Source organism: Cellulosimicrobium marinum (genome assembly GCF_020551945.1).
Taxonomy (GTDB): domain Bacteria; phylum Actinomycetota; class Actinomycetes; order Actinomycetales; family Cellulomonadaceae; genus Cellulosimicrobium; species Cellulosimicrobium marinum.
On record NZ_JAJBZH010000007.1, the window covers coordinates 1 to 13,891 of the forward strand.

General features: G+C 73.1%; 13 protein-coding genes. 12 read left to right on the plus strand and 1 reads right to left on the minus strand.

All coding sequences use genetic code 11. From position 1 onward, the window contains the following. Positions 1 to 258: 258 nt before the first annotated feature. From gatC to pucL, 7 genes are all read left to right on the plus strand, one after another. Positions 259 to 555: an Asp-tRNA(Asn)/Glu-tRNA(Gln) amidotransferase subunit GatC gene (gatC, locus tag LGQ04_RS14925; protein WP_229244745.1), complete on the plus strand. Its 297-nt coding sequence runs from the start codon at positions 259 to 261 to the stop codon at positions 553 to 555. Further along, positions 555 to 2,087 (plus strand): Asp-tRNA(Asn)/Glu-tRNA(Gln) amidotransferase subunit GatA, encoded by a 1,533-nt coding sequence (gene gatA / locus LGQ04_RS14930; protein WP_229244746.1) that lies wholly within the window; start codon positions 555 to 557, stop codon positions 2,085 to 2,087. Before gatC ends, gatA begins: the two co-directional genes overlap by 1 nt. 4 nt (positions 2,088 to 2,091) lie before the next feature. Beyond that, positions 2,092 to 3,597, plus strand: a complete 1,506-nt coding sequence (gatB, locus tag LGQ04_RS14935) for an Asp-tRNA(Asn)/Glu-tRNA(Gln) amidotransferase subunit GatB (protein WP_229244747.1) — start codon at positions 2,092 to 2,094, stop codon at positions 3,595 to 3,597. Between the two features lie 4 nt (positions 3,598 to 3,601). Beyond that, on the plus strand, positions 3,602 to 4,207 hold the full coding sequence (locus LGQ04_RS14940; protein ID WP_229244748.1) for a GNAT family N-acetyltransferase: 606 nt from the start codon (positions 3,602 to 3,604) through the stop codon (positions 4,205 to 4,207). A gap of 297 nt (positions 4,208 to 4,504) precedes the next feature. After that, positions 4,505 to 4,999, plus strand: coding sequence for a 2-oxo-4-hydroxy-4-carboxy-5-ureidoimidazoline decarboxylase (uraD, locus tag LGQ04_RS14945; RefSeq protein ID WP_229244749.1), 495 nt, complete (start codon positions 4,505 to 4,507; stop codon positions 4,997 to 4,999). Further along, a complete protein-coding gene (uraH, locus tag LGQ04_RS14950) occupies positions 4,996 to 5,364 on the plus strand; it encodes a hydroxyisourate hydrolase (protein WP_229244750.1) in 369 nt (122 codons plus the stop codon). Before uraD ends, uraH begins: the two co-directional genes overlap by 4 nt. Position 5,365: 1 nt before the next feature. Continuing rightward, complete coding sequence (gene pucL / locus LGQ04_RS14955) at positions 5,366 to 6,310, plus strand: factor-independent urate hydroxylase (protein ID WP_229244751.1); 945 nt, start codon at positions 5,366 to 5,368, stop codon at positions 6,308 to 6,310. Positions 6,311 to 6,431: 121 nt separating this feature from the next. Here pucL and LGQ04_RS14960 read toward each other — a convergent pair whose 3' ends face one another. After that, complete coding sequence (locus LGQ04_RS14960) at positions 6,432 to 7,253, minus strand: IclR family transcriptional regulator (RefSeq protein ID WP_229244752.1); 822 nt, start codon at positions 7,251 to 7,253, stop codon at positions 6,432 to 6,434. Positions 7,254 to 7,379: 126 nt separating this feature from the next. Between LGQ04_RS14960 and LGQ04_RS14965 the strand changes: the two genes are divergently transcribed. The 5 genes from LGQ04_RS14965 (at position 7,380) to LGQ04_RS14985 (ending at position 13,857) form a co-directional block, all read left to right on the plus strand. Further along, positions 7,380 to 8,870, plus strand: a complete 1,491-nt coding sequence (locus LGQ04_RS14965; RefSeq protein ID WP_229244753.1) for an NAD-dependent malic enzyme — start codon at positions 7,380 to 7,382, stop codon at positions 8,868 to 8,870. 62 nt (positions 8,871 to 8,932) lie between these two features. Beyond that, positions 8,933 to 10,600 carry a malate synthase A gene (gene aceB, locus LGQ04_RS14970; RefSeq protein WP_229244754.1) on the plus strand — a complete coding sequence of 556 codons (1,668 nt, stop codon included), beginning with the start codon at positions 8,933 to 8,935 and terminating at the stop codon, positions 10,598 to 10,600. Beyond that, complete coding sequence (locus LGQ04_RS14975; RefSeq protein WP_229244755.1) at positions 10,600 to 11,916, plus strand: DUF6986 family protein; 1,317 nt, start codon at positions 10,600 to 10,602, stop codon at positions 11,914 to 11,916. The genes aceB and LGQ04_RS14975 overlap by 1 nt, the downstream gene beginning before the upstream one ends. Before the next feature lie 112 nt (positions 11,917 to 12,028). Then, the gene (locus LGQ04_RS14980) at positions 12,029 to 12,859 is read left to right on the plus strand and encodes a bifunctional allantoicase/(S)-ureidoglycine aminohydrolase (protein ID WP_229244756.1); all 831 of its coding nucleotides are present in this window, start codon (positions 12,029 to 12,031) and stop codon (positions 12,857 to 12,859) included. A gap of 182 nt (positions 12,860 to 13,041) precedes the next feature. Beyond that, positions 13,042 to 13,857 carry a hydroxypyruvate isomerase family protein gene (locus tag LGQ04_RS14985; RefSeq protein ID WP_229244757.1) on the plus strand — a complete coding sequence of 272 codons (816 nt, stop codon included), beginning with the start codon at positions 13,042 to 13,044 and terminating at the stop codon, positions 13,855 to 13,857. Positions 13,858 to 13,891 lie beyond the last annotated feature (34 nt).

The window sequence follows — 13,891 nt, forward strand, 5'->3', positions numbered from 1 at the left end:
AGCTAAGCCCTTCAGCGCCGATGGTACTGCCCTGGAGACGGGGTGGGAGAGTAGGACGCCGCCGGACAACCCTTCACCGAAGGCCCACCCCACACGGGGTGGGCCTTCGGCATTTCCGCATGCCCTCGCGCGTGCGCGCAGGCTCGTCCCGGGTCGACTACGTGCTCGGCTCGACCCGGCCGGATCCGTGTCGCCCGAGCCAGTGCGTCGGGTACCGGGGGAGAACCCTGGTACGCGCCCCCCAGTAGAATGGCGAGCATGTCCACCATCTCCCGTGACGAGGTCGCGCGCGTCGCCGCGCTGGCCCGCATCGACCTGCGACCTGAGGAGCTGGACCGGCTCTCCGGCGAGCTCGACGTCATCGTCGACGCCATCGCCAAGGTCAGCGAGGTCGCCACGCCCGACGTCCCCGCGACGAGTCACCCGCTCCCGCTGACGAACGTGTTCCGCGACGACGTCCCCGAGCCGGCGCTGCCCGTCGCGGACGTGCTCGCCGCCGCGCCGTCGGCCGAGGACGGCCGCTTCGCCGTCCCGCAGATCCTCGGGGAGGAATGATGACCGACGACCTGACCCGGCTCTCCGCGGCGGAGATCGCCGAAGGCCTGAACGCGTCCGACTTCTCCAGCGTCGAGGTGACGCAGGCGCACCTCGACCGTATCGGCGCCGTCGACGGTGCCGTCCACGCGTACCTCCACGTCAGCAGCGAGGACGCCCTCTCGACGGCGCGCGACGTGGACGCACGGCGTGCCGCGGGCGACGAGCTGCCCCGTCTCGCGGGCGTGCCGATCGCCGTGAAGGACGTCGTCGTCACGAAGGGCATGCCGACCACCGCGGGGTCGAAGATCCTCGAGGGCTGGGTCCCGCCGTACGACGCGACCCTCGTCGAGCGGATCCGCGCGGCGGGTCTGCCCATCCTCGGCAAGACGAACATGGACGAGTTCGCGATGGGCTCCTCGACGGAGCACTCCGCGTACGGCAACACCCGCAACCCCTGGGACCTGGACCGCATCCCCGGTGGTTCGGGTGGCGGGTCCGCCGCCGCGGTCGCGGCCTTCGAGGCCCCGCTCGCGATCGGCACCGACACCGGCGGTTCGATCCGCCAGCCGGGTGCCGTCACCGGGACCGTCGGCGTCAAGCCCACCTACGGAGGCGTCTCGCGCTACGGCCTCATCGCCATGGCGTCGTCGCTCGACCAGGCCGGCCCGGTCACGCGCACGGTCCTCGATTCGGCGCTCCTGCACGAGCTGATCGGCGGTCACGACCCGCGCGACTCGACGTCGTACCGGGACAAGCTGCCGTCGCTCGTCGACGCGGCGGTGCAGGGCGCGACCCAGGACCTCGCGGGCCTGCGGGTCGGCGTCGTCACCGAGCTCTCCGGCGAGGGGTACCAGGACGGGGTGAGCGCGCGCTTCGCGGAGTCGCTCGACCTGCTGCGCGCCCGTGGCGCGGAGATCGTCGAGGTGTCGTGCCCGCACTTCGAGTACGCCCTCGGCGCGTACTACCTCATCATGCCGAGCGAGGCGTCGAGCAACCTCGCCAAGTTCGACGGGATGCGCTTCGGTCTGCGTGTCGAGCCCGAAGACGGTCCCGTGACTGCCGAGCGCGTCATGGCCGCGACGCGCGGTGCCGGTTTCGGCGACGAGGTGAAGCGCCGCATCATCCTGGGGACCTACGCGCTCTCGGCCGGCTACTACGACGCGTACTACGGCAGCGCGCAGAAGGTGCGCACGCTCATCCAGCGCGACTTCGCCGCCGCGTTCGAGCAGGCGGACGTCCTCGTCTCGCCGACCGCCCCCACGACCGCGTTCCGGTTCGGCGAGAAGCTCGACGACCCGCTCGCGATGTACCTCAACGACGTCGCGACGATCCCGGCGAACCTCGCCGGCGTCCCGGGCATGTCCGTGCCCGCCGGCCTGTCCGACGACGGACTTCCCGTCGGGTTCCAGGTGCTCGCCCCGGCGAAGGCCGACGACCGCATGTACCGCGTGGGCGCGGCGCTCGAGGCAGCGCTGCTGGACGCCTGGGGCAGCCCGCTGCTCGACCGCGCGCCCGTGCTGCCCACCGCCACCGCCGAGCTGGAGGGCTGAGGAGATGACCGCCACCACCGTCGACCTCGTCGACTACGCCGACGCCACCCGTCGCTACGACCCCGTCATCGGGATCGAGGTGCACGTCGAGCTCGGCACGCTGACCAAGATGTTCTGCCCGGCCGAGGTGAGCTTCGGCGCCGACCCGAACACGCAGGTCACGCCCGTCTCCCTCGGGCTGCCCGGTGCGCTGCCCGTCGTCAACGGCAAGGCCGTCGAGTACGCGATCCGGATCGGCCTCGCGCTGAACTGCCAGATCGCCGAGACGTGCCGCTTCGCCCGGAAGAACTACTTCTACCCGGACGTGCCGAAGAACTTCCAGACGTCGCAGTACGACGAGCCCATCGCGTTCGACGGGTGGATCGACGTCGAGCTCGAGGACGGCACCGTGTTCCGCGTGGAGATCGAGCGCGCGCACATGGAGGAGGACGCGGGAAAGAACACCCACGTCGGCGGCGCCACCGGGCGTATCCACGGCGCGGAGTACTCGCTCGTCGACTACAACCGCGCGGGCATCCCTCTCGTCGAGATCGTCACGCGTCCGATCACGGGTGCGGGGGACCGCGCGCCCGAGGTGGCGCGCGCGTACGTCCAGACGCTGCGCGACATCTTCCGGGCGCTCGACGTGTCCGAGGCGCGCATGGAGCGCGGCAACGTCCGCGCGGACGTCAACCTCTCGCTGCGCCCGACCCCCGAGTCGCCCCTGGGGACGCGCACGGAGACGAAGAACGTCAACTCGTTCCGTTCCGTCGAGCGGGCCGTGCGGTACGAGATCTCGCGGCAGGCCGCGGTGCTCGACGCGGGCGGCACCGTGGTCCAGGAGACACGGCACTGGCACGAGGACACCGGCATCACCACGTCGGGCCGCGTGAAGTCCGACGCCGAGGACTATCGGTACTTCCCCGAGCCGGACCTCGTCCCGGTCGCACCGCCGCGCGAGTGGATCGAGGAGATCCGGTCGGGGCTCCCCGAGCTGCCCGTCGCGCGGCGTCGGCGCCTGCAGGGCGAGTGGGGCTACGCGGACGCGGAGATGCGCGACGTCGTCAACGCGGGCGCGATCGACCTCATCGAGGCGACCGTCGCGGCGGGCACCAGCCCGGCCGGGGCGCGCAAGTGGTGGATGGGCGAGCTCGCGCGCCGGGCCAAGCAGGACGACGTCGAGCTGGCGGGCCTCGCGGTGACCCCCGCGCAGGTCGCGGAACTCCAGGGCCTCGTCGACGCGGGCCGGATCAACGACAAGCTCGCGCGTCAGGTCCTCGAGGGCGTCCTCGCCGGCGAGGGCGACCCGGAGCAGGTCGTCGTCGCCCGCGGGCTGGAGGTCGTGTCGGACGACGGCGCGCTCCTCGCCGCGATCGACGAGGCGCTCGCCGCGCAGCCGGACGTCGTCGAGAAGGTGCGGGGCGGCAACCTCGGGCCGGTCGGCGCGATCATCGGCGCGGTGATGAAGGCGACGCGCGGCCAGGCGGACGCCGGTCGCGTGCGGGAGCTCATCCTCGAGCGGATCGGGTGATCGCGTGACGCGGGGACCCGTGGTGCTCGGGGAGATGGTGCGTCTGCGGCCGGTCGAGGCTCGCGACGCGGACCGGATGTGGGAGTCGTTGCAGGACCCGGAGTCGAACCGGCTCACGGGGACGACGGCGACGTTCACGCGCCCGCAGATCGACGCGTGGTCGGCCACGATCGGCGACCGGGAGGGGCGCTTCGACTGGGCGATCACCCCGGGCGCCGTCCGTGACGGCCAGCAGGTCAGCGACGACATGATCGGCGAGATCGTCCTCAACGACATCGACGAGCACGCCGGCTCGGCGAACCTGCGTCTCGCGCTCCTGCCGAACTACCGGGGCCGCGGGTACGGTCGCGAGGCGATCTTCGAGGTCCTGCGGTTCGCGTTCGACGGGACGACGGACGTCGACGGCGTCCGCCACGAGGGGCCGCACCTGCACCGGGTGAGCCTCGACGTCCTCAGCATCAACCCGCGTGCGCGGATGCTCTACGAGTCGCTCGGCTTCCGTGAGGAGGGGCGTCTGCGCGACGTCTACCGAGACGGCGACGGGTGGGCCGACGCCACGGTCATGAGCATCCTCGAGGACGAGTTCCGGGCCGGGATCGGCTCGGCCTGACCTCACCCCCCGACGGGCCCGGCAGCGGACGCTGCCGGGCCCGTCGTCGTTCCGGCTCGTCCCGATCGCACCCCGCTGGCCCCCACCCGGCGCCGAGCCGGGGGCCCCACCCGCCGAACCCCGGGTTGCCCGTCACGATCCAGCTCTCGTGACGCGCAACCCGGGGTTCGTCGTACTGCCGCCGCGCGCCCGGCCGCCGCTCGGGCCAGTCTGGTTGACATCGAGCCGCGTGCGGCCGTACATTCATAGGACGGAAACAATATTCCGCATAGCGGAATGGCGACGAAGAGGACGGCGATGACGCTGGACGAGTTCAACGAGCTGGCCCCGCAGGACGCGCGGGAGGTCCTGCTCACGTGCGCCCACGTGGAGCGCTGGGCCGCGGACGTCGCCGCGGGGCGGCCGTACGCGACCGTCGGCTCCGCGGTCCGGGCCGCGACGTCGGCCGCCGACCCGTGGAGCGACGACGAGGTCGACGCCGCGCTGGCCCGGCACCCGCGCATCGGCGAGAGCGCCGCGGGCGACGACGCCGACGCGCAGATGTCGCGCGACGAGCAGGCCGGGGTCGACACGAGCGGCGACGTCGCGCAGCGGCTCGCGGCGGGCAACCGTGCGTACGAGGAGAAGTTCGGCCACGTGTTCCTCATCCGGGCCGCGGGCCGCAGCGCCGAGGAGATCCTCGAGCAGCTCACGGAACGGCTCGCGAACGACGCCGACACCGAGCGCGCGAACGCCGCCCGCAACCTGCGCGAGATCGCCGCGCTCCGGCTGGAAGGGGTGCTGACCGCATGAGCGCGCACCGCAGCCACATCACCACGCACGTACTCGACGCGGCCCGCGGTAGGCCCGCCGAGGGGATCGCCGTCCGCCTGGAGGCGGCCGCGGGGATCGCGGAGGGGACGACGGGGCAGGGCTGGTCCCTGGTGGCGTCCTCCCGCACGGACGACGACGGTCGGGTGCCCGAGCTCGGGCCGCAGACCCTCGTCCCCGGTACGTACCGGCTCGTGTTCGACACGGCCGAGTACTTCGACCGGCAGCACACCGTGTCCTTCTACCCGGAGGTCGTCATCGTCTTCCGGGTGGCGAGCGCCGAGCAGCACTACCACGTCCCCGTCCTGCTCAGCCCGTTCGCCTACTCGACCTATCGAGGGAGCTGACATGACCGAAACCCTGAACGACGCACCGACGTCGTCGGCGACGAGCACGCAGAGCGGCGGCATCGTCCTGGGGGACAACCAGTGGGGGAAGGCGGAGGTGCGCCTCGTGCGCGTCGACCGCGCCACCCCGCGCCACCGCATCACCGACCTCAACGTCTCCTCGCAGCTGCGGGGCGGCCAGGAGGCCACGCACCTGGAGGGCGACAACTCCACGTGCGTCGCGACCGACACGCAGAAGAACACGGTCTACGCGTTCGCCCGTGACGGCGTCGGCGCGATCGAGGAGTTCGCGATCCGCCTCGGCGCCCACTTCGTCGAGGACTTCGAGTGGATCGAGGGCGGCCGCTGGGAGATCGAGCAGTACTCCTGGGAGCGCATCGAGACCGCGGACGGCGAGCACGACCACGCGTTCGTGCGGAACAACCAGGAGACCAGGACGACGGTCGTCCAGCGCGACGGCGACGAGGTCTTCGTCGTCTCGGGCCTCACCGACCTCGTCGTGCTGAAGTCGACGGGTTCGGAGTTCCACGGCTTCCCGCGCGACCGGTACACGACCCTCGTCGAGACGAACGACCGCATCCTCGCGACGTCGGTGACGTCGCGCTGGCGCTACACGACGACGGACCTCGACTTCGACGCCGTGTACGCGAAGGTGCGCGCGATCCAGCTCGAGGCGTTCGCGACGACGCACTCGCTCGCGCTGCAGCAGACTCTGTTCGCGATGGGCAAGGCGGTGCTCGAGGCCGTCCCGGAGATCGCCGAGATCAAGTTCTCGATGCCGAACAAGCACCACTTCCTCGTGGACCTGGAGCCGTTCGGTCTCGACAACCCGAACGAGGTGTTCTACGCCGCGGATCGTCCGTACGGCCTCATCGAGGCGACGGTCCGGCGCGAGGGCGTGCCCGTCGAGCCGCGCGCCTGGGCGACCGTGACCGGGTTCTGCTGAGCCACGGGGCGGACGGACGACCATGAGCACGCGACGCGCCCTGCCGGACCGCGGGGACACCGCGGCCCGGCAGGGCGCGTCGTCGCCCGGCCGGTGCGTCGCCGTCCCCGGGTGCGCCGCGTCAGGGCGCGGTCGTGATGAGCTCGCGGGTGAGCCCCGCCGCGACGCGGTGCAGGACGGGCACCGCGCGGTCGCCGAACTCGTACGTCACGCGGGCCGCCGGGCCGGAGACGGACAGCGCGGTCGGGGTGGGCGCGTCGGGCACGGCGACCGCGAAGCAGCGCACGCCGAGCTCCTGCTCGCCGTCGTCGATGGCGTACCCGCGCTCGCGCGTGCGGTCGAGCTCCTTGAGCAGGTCGTCGACGTCGGTGATCGACTGGTCGGTCGCGGGCGGCATGCCGACGCGGGCGACGATCTCGCGGACCGTCTGGTCGGGGAGCTGGGCGAGCACCGCCTTGCCGACGCCCGTGCAGTGGGTGAAGACGCGACGCCCTACCTCGGTGAACATGCGCATCGAGTGGCGCGACGACGCCTGCGCCACGTACACGGCCATGTCGCGGTCGATCATCGCGAGGTTCGCCGACTCGCCGAGCTCGTCCGCGAGCCGTTCGAGGTAGGGGCGGGCGCCGGCGCCGAGCTGGCGTCCCGCGGACTCGCCGAGGCGGATGAGTCGCGGGCCGAGGGTGTACCGGCGCGACGGGGTCTGGCGCACGTAGCCCTGCGCGAGCAGGGTGCGCAGGAGCCGGTGGATCGTCGGGAGCGGCAGGCCGGCCGCCTGGGCGAGCTCGCTCAGACCAGACTCGCCGCCGAAGTCGGCGAGCAGCTCGAGCAGCTCGATCGCCCGGTCGACCGACTGCACGCCGCCCGACCCCTTCGCCGCCGCGCGTCCCGTCGCCCCTGCCGGGTCCTCCCGCGGCTCCGTCGCCGTGGAGCTCTCGACCATCACCATCTCCTGTCCACCGGGTGCCGTCCGACCACGGATGGGCCACCTGCCTGAAGAGCGCGGATCCCCGCACTCGCTTCCGCATCACGGAAGTTGCACCTCAGCATACGAGAAGAAGGAACGACCATGACGTCCGACCCGCAGCCCACCGTGCCGACGCAGACCGTCCAGCACGTGACGACCAGCCCCAGCTACTCCATCACGCTGCGCGTCGAGGCGCCGAGCGGGCACCGCACCGCGAGCGACATCGTCGCCGCCGTGAGCGCCACCGGTGCCGCCATCACGGGCGTCGACGTCTCCGAGTCGGGCGCGAACCGCCTCGTCGTGGACATCACGGCGGACACCGTCGACACCGCCCACGTCGAGCGCATCCGGGACGCGCTCGGGGCTCTCGACGGGATCGCGGTGCGCCACGTGAGCGACGCGACGTTCCTCATGCACCTCGGCGGCAAGCTCGAGGTCAACCCCAAGGTGCCGCTGCGCCACCGCGCCGACCTCGCCCGCGCGTACACGCCCGGCGTCGCGCGGGTGTGCCTCGCGATCGCCGAGCGGCCCGAGGACGCGCGGCGCCTCACCGTGAAGCGCAACACCGTCGCGGTGGTCACCGACGGCACGGCCGTCCTCGGTCTCGGCGACATCGGCCCGGCCGCGGCGCTGCCGGTCATGGAGGGCAAGGCGGCGCTGTTCAAGCAGTTCGCCGGCGTCGACGCGTGGCCCGTGTGCCTCGACACCACGGACACCGAGGAGATCATCCGGATCGTCAAGGCGATCGCGCCCGTGTACGGCGGCATCAACCTCGAGGACATCTCCGCGCCCCGCTGCTTCGAGATCGAGCGTCGCCTGCGCGACGAGCTCGACATCCCCGTGTTCCACGACGACCAGCACGGCACGGCGATCGTCGTCCTCGCGGCGCTGACGAACGCGCTGCGCGTCGTCGGCAAGAGCATCGAGGACGTGCGCATCGTCGTCTCGGGGGTCGGCGCCGCCGGGTCCGCCATCATCTCGCTCCTGCAGGGGCAGGGCGCCCGCCACATCGTCGCGTTCGACCGCAAGGGCGCGCTCCACGAGGGCAACGCGGGCGACGACGAGACGCGCCGCCGCCTCGCCACGACGACCAACGCCGAGGGGTTCAGCGGGACGCTGCGCGAGGGCCTCGCGGGCGCCGACGTGTTCGTCGGCGTCTCCGGCCCGAACATCCTCACCGGCGACGACGTCGCCACGATGGCCGACGACGCGATCGTCTTCGCCCTCGCCAACCCGACGCCCGAGGTCGACCCGCTCGCCGCCGCGCAGCACGCGACCGTCGTCGCGACCGGGCGCAGCGACTACCCGAACCAGATCAACAACGTGCTCGCGTTCCCCGGGCTGTTCCGCGGCCTGCTCGACGCCGGCGCGCACGAGATCACGGACGAGATGCTGCGCGTCGCCGCCGTCGCGATCGCCGACGCCGTGGAGCCGGGCGAGCTCAGCGCGAGCTACATCGTGCCGAGCGTGTTCGAGCCCGCCGTCTCCGCCTCCGTCGCGCGCGCCGTCGCCGAGGTCGCGGAGCGCGACCGTGCGGAGCAGGCTCAGGGGAGCACGACGCCGCACGCGGACGTCCCTGCCGGGCGTCGCTGACCATGACGACCGCCCCGGCGGACACCGCCGCGCGCCCGACCGCCCTGCAGGAAGGACACCCCATGACCACCACCACGGCCGCCACCGTCCACGGCCCCGCCGTCGAGCGCGCGAACGAGGTCCTCACGCCCGAGGCGCTCGCGTTCGTCGCCGACCTCCAGCGCCGCTTCGGGGCGCGCCGCGACGAGCTCCTCGTCGCGCGCGGCACGCGTCGCGAGGAGGTGTCGCGCACGGGGCGCCTCGACTTCCTGCCGGGGACGGCCGCCGTGCGCGCGGGCGACTGGACCGTGGCGGGCGCGCCGTCGGACCTGGTCGACCGCCGTGTCGAGATCACCGGCCCGCCGACGCCCAAGATGGCGATCAACGCGCTGAACTCGGGCGCGAAGGTGTGGCTCGCCGACCTGGAGGACGCCTCCACGCCGCACTGGAGCAACGTCGTCGGCGGCCAGGTCGCGCTGCACGACGCGACGCGACGCACGCTCGCGTTCACCTCCCCGGAGGGCAAGCAGTACGCGCTGCGGCCGGAGACCGACGACGCGCCGCTCGCCGTCATGGTGGTGCGCCCCCGCGGCTGGCACTTCGACGAGGTGCACGTCCGGGTCGACGGCGCGCCCGCCGTCGGCGCGCTCGTCGACTTCGGGCTGCACTTCTTCCACAACGCCGCCGAGCTGCTGGCGCGCGGCTCCGGCCCGTACTACTACCTGCCGAAGATGGAGTCGCACCTCGAGGCGCGGCTGTGGAACGACGTCTTCACGCACGCGCAGCAGGTGCTCGGCGTCCCGCACGGCACGATCCGGGCGACGGTCCTCATCGAGACCATCCCCGCCGCGTTCGAGATGGACGAGATCCTCTACGAGCTGCGCGACCACGCGTCGGGCCTCAACGCGGGGCGCTGGGACTACCTGTTCAGCGTCATCAAGTACTTCCGCGACTCCGGGCCGTCGTTCACGCTGCCCGACCGCGGCGCGATCACGATGACCGCGCCCTTCATGCGCGCGTACACCGAGCTCCTCGTGGCGACGTGCCACCGTCGCGGCGCGTTCGCGATGGGCGGCATGGCCGCGGTCATCCCGAACCGCCGCGAGCCCGAGGTCACGGCGCAGGCGTTCGACAAGGTCCGCGCCGACAAGCAGCGCGAGGCGGGCGACGGGTTCGACGGGTCGTGGGTCGCGCACCCGGACCTCGTCCCGGTGTGCCGCGAGGTGTTCGACGGCGTGCTCGGCGAGCGGCCGAACCAGCTCGACCGGCAGCGCCCCGACGTGCACGTGACGGCCGAGCAGCTCCTCGACGTCTCGACCGCCGGCGGCGACATCACCGAGGCGGGGCTGCGCAACAACCTCTACGTGTCCGTCGCGTACGTCGCGGCGTGGCTCGCGGGCAACGGCGCGGTCGCGATCCACAACCTCATGGAGGACGCGGCGACGGCGGAGATCTCGCGGTCGCAGGTGTGGCAGTGGGTGCGTTCGGGGGCGACGTTCACCGCGGGGGAGAGCGCCGGCACGGCGGTCACCGCCGACCTGGTCCGCACGCTCCTGGGCGAGGAGACCGCCCGCCTGCGGGCCGACGTCGGGCCCGAGGCGTACGACGCCGGGCCGTACGAGCAGGCGCGGGCCCTCGTCGAGGAGATCGCGCTGTCCGACGACTACGTCGACTTCCTCACGCTGCCCGCGTACGACGCGGTCGTCCGGGCCGAGTCGGGCGACGGCGCGACCGACGGGGCGGCGTCCTGATGCCGGCCGGGTTCGACGAGCGCGACGTCGCGGCGCTGCAGGCGGCGCTCGACCACGACCTCGCGCCGTGGGACGCCGAGCTCGCGGCGCGCTACCCGGGCGACGACGGCTCGCGCCAGCCCGTCCACACCGTGTACGTCCCGGGCGACCGGTACGCCGCGGGTCTCGCGCCCGAGTGGGCCGCACGGGCCCGTGAGACCGTCGACGCCGCCGGCGGGACGCGGCGCCTGGTCGACCTGCTCGTCCCGGACGTCGACGCCGCGCTCGCGGCCGCCGTGGCCGAGCGCGTCGGCGCGAAGCTCGCGGTCGAGGCGATCGAGGACCTGCGCATCGACTTCGAGGACGGGTTCGGGGTCCGCGGCGACGACGCGGAGGACTCCGCCGTCGCCGCGGCGGCCCGCGAGCTCGCCCGCGCCGAGGCGCAGGGGACGGCCACGCCGTTCGCCGGGATCCGGATCAAGTGCCTCGAGGAGGCGACGCGCCGCCGGGGGGTGCGCACGCTCGCGCTGTTCGTCGCCGAGCTGGTCGCGGCGCGCGCCGCGCACGGGCACGCGGGCCTGCCCGCCGGGTTCGTCGTCACGCTCGCCAAGGTGACGTCGCCCGAGCAGGTCGTCGCGATGGCCCGCGCGTGCGAGCACGTCGAGGCCGCGAACGGTCTCGACGCGGGCAGCCTGCGGTTCGAGGTCCAGGTCGAGACGCCCCAGGCGATCCTCGCCGCGGACGGCACCGCGACCGTCGGGCGCCTCGTGCACGCCGCGCCCGGGCGCGTGACGAGCCTGCACTACGGCACGTACGACTACTCCGCCTCGCTCGGGATCGCGGCCGCCTACCAGTCGATGGAGCACCCGGCGGCCGACCACGCGAAGGCCGTCATGCAGCTCGCCGTCGCCGGGACGGGCGTGCGGATGTCGGACGGCTCCACCAACGTGCTGCCCGTCGGCGACCCGGACCGGGTCGACGCCGCGTGGACCCTGCACGGCCGGCTCGTGCGACGCTCGCTCGAGCGCGGCTTCTACCAGGGCTGGGACCTGCACCCGGCCCAGCTGCCGAGCCGGTTCGTCGCGACCTACGCCTTCTACCGCGAGGGGGCCGCGGGCGCGCTCGCGCGCCTCGCCGCGTACGTCGGGTTCGTGCCCGACGCCGGCGGCGTCCTCGACGAGCCCGCGACCGCCAGGGCCATGGCCTGGTTCCTGGGCCGCGGCGTCGACTGCGGCGCCCTCACCGAGGCCGAGGTCCGCGCAGCGACCGGGCTCGACCGCGACGGGCTCGACGTCGTCCGGGTCACCGGTCACGCGCCCCAGCCCGCGGCACGCTGACGGCGGGCCCCCGTACCGCCTGCGCGTCATCCCTCTCACCTGCCACCCACCTGCCCCACGACCGCCCCCCGACCGCCCCCCCGACCACCCCCCGACCGCCGAGGAGACCGACATGACCCAGACCACCCGCTACTGGACCCCGCAGGGTGGCCTGCCCGGGCAGACCGAGCTGCTCACCGACCGCGCCATCGTCACCGAGGCGTACACGGTGATCCCGCGCGGGGTGCTGCGCGACATCGTGACGAGCAACCTGCCGGGCTGGGAGGAGACCCGCCTGTGGGTGCTCGCACGCCCCATCGAGGGCTTCGCGACGACGTTCGCGCAGTACGTCATGGAGGTCTCGCCCGGGGGCGGCGCCGACCAGGGCGAGGACGAGGAGACCGTGCAGTCCGTCGTCTTCGTCACCGAGGGCACGCTCGTCCTCACGCTCGACGGGACCGAGCACGTCCTCGAACCGGGCGGCTACGCCTACCTCGCGGCGGGGGAGCGGTGGGGGCTGCACAACCGTTCGGACGCCAAGGCCGCGTTCCAGTGGGTGCGCAAGGTGTACGAGCCGATCGCGGGTCACACCGCGACGTCGTTCGTCACGCGGGAGCAGGACGTCGAGCCGCGCCCGATGCCCGACACCGACGGCGCGTGGGCGACGACCCGGTTCGTCGACCCCGACGACCTCGCGCACGACATGCACGTCAACATCGTCACGTTCCAGCCCGGCGGGTCCATCCCGTTCGCCGAGACGCACATCATGGAGCACGGCCTGTACGTGCTCGAGGGCAAGGCCGTCTACCGCCTCAACGGCGACTGGGTCGAGGTCCAGGAGGGCGACTTCATGTGGCTCCGCGCGTTCTGCCCGCAGGCCTGCTACGCGGGCGGCCCCAAGCCGTTCCGCTACCTGCTCTACAAGGACGTGAACCGCCAGGTGAAGCTCGACCGCCGGCGCTGACGCGCAAGCGCTCCGGCCGCCCCCGCACGTCCGTGCGGGGGCGGCCGTCGTCGTTCCTGGGGGCGTCGGTGTTGACGCTTCGGCGTCGCGGTGCCTAGACTTCCATCTAGCAGAAGTTAAGTTCCGCAGAATGGAAGTCGCAGCGCAGCGGCCGGGCGGGACCCGATCCTGAGGAGACGACGATGACGAGCCCCACCGACGGCCCCACCTACACCGTCAACTGCTCGATCCTGCTCACGCACCTGCCGCTCCTGGAGCGTCCGGCTGCCGCCGCCGCCGCGGGCTTCCGCGGTGTCGAGTTCTGGTGGCCCTTCACGACCCCGACGCCCGCCCAGGACGAGGTGGACGCGTTCGTCGGTGCCCTCGACGCCGCGGGCGTCCAGCTCACCGGGCTGAACTTCGACGCCGGGAACATGCCCGGCGGCGACCGCGGTCTCGTCTCCTGGCCCGAGCGCTCGGCGGACCTGCGCGCGAACCTCGACGCGGTCACCGCGATCGGCGAACGCACCGGCTGCCGCGCGTTCAACGCGCTCTACGGCAACCGGCAGGAGGGCGTCGCGCCCGAGGAGCAGGACGCGCTCGGGGCCGAGAACCTCGCGCTCGCCGCACGCGCCGTCGGCCGCATCGGGGGCACGGTGCTCGTCGAGCCCGTGAGCGGCGCACCCGCCTACCCGCTGCTCACCGCCGCCGACGCCGTGCGCGTCATCGACCGCGTCGCGGCCGACCACGGCGAGACGAACCTCGGCCTGCTGTTCGACGTCTACCACCTGTCCGTCAACGGCGACGACGTCGACGCGGCGCTGTCCACGTACCGCGGGCGCGTCGCCCACGTCCAGGTCGCCGACGCCCCTGGCCGCGGCGAGCCCGGCACCGGCGACCTGCCCATCGACCGCTGGACCAAGGACCTGCGGGCCGGCGGCTACGACGGCTGGGTCGGCCTCGAGTACACGACCGACGCCGCCGACCCGTTCGCCTGGCTCCCCGCCTCCGAGCGCTGACACCGCACACCGACAGCGACCACCCGACAGCCAT

Coding starts and splice junctions, on each gene's coding strand:
- gatC (WP_229244745.1), top strand. CDS start 259: ATGTCCACCATCTCCCGTGACGAGGTCGCGCGCGTCGCCGCGCTGGCC.
- gatA (WP_229244746.1), top strand. CDS start 555: ATGACCGACGACCTGACCCGGCTCTCCGCGGCGGAGATCGCCGAAGGC.
- gatB (WP_229244747.1), top strand. CDS start 2,092: ATGACCGCCACCACCGTCGACCTCGTCGACTACGCCGACGCCACCCGT.
- uraD (WP_229244749.1), top strand. CDS start 4,505: ATGACGCTGGACGAGTTCAACGAGCTGGCCCCGCAGGACGCGCGGGAG.
- uraH (WP_229244750.1), top strand. CDS start 4,996: ATGAGCGCGCACCGCAGCCACATCACCACGCACGTACTCGACGCGGCC.
- pucL (WP_229244751.1), top strand. CDS start 5,366: ATGACCGAAACCCTGAACGACGCACCGACGTCGTCGGCGACGAGCACG.
- LGQ04_RS14960 (WP_229244752.1), bottom strand. CDS start 7,253: ATGGTCGAGAGCTCCACGGCGACGGAGCCGCGGGAGGACCCGGCAGGG.
- LGQ04_RS14965 (WP_229244753.1), top strand. CDS start 7,380: ATGACGTCCGACCCGCAGCCCACCGTGCCGACGCAGACCGTCCAGCAC.
- aceB (WP_229244754.1), top strand. CDS start 8,933: ATGACCACCACCACGGCCGCCACCGTCCACGGCCCCGCCGTCGAGCGC.
- LGQ04_RS14975 (WP_229244755.1), top strand. CDS start 10,600: ATGCCGGCCGGGTTCGACGAGCGCGACGTCGCGGCGCTGCAGGCGGCG.
- LGQ04_RS14980 (WP_229244756.1), top strand. CDS start 12,029: ATGACCCAGACCACCCGCTACTGGACCCCGCAGGGTGGCCTGCCCGGG.
- LGQ04_RS14985 (WP_229244757.1), top strand. CDS start 13,042: ATGACGAGCCCCACCGACGGCCCCACCTACACCGTCAACTGCTCGATC.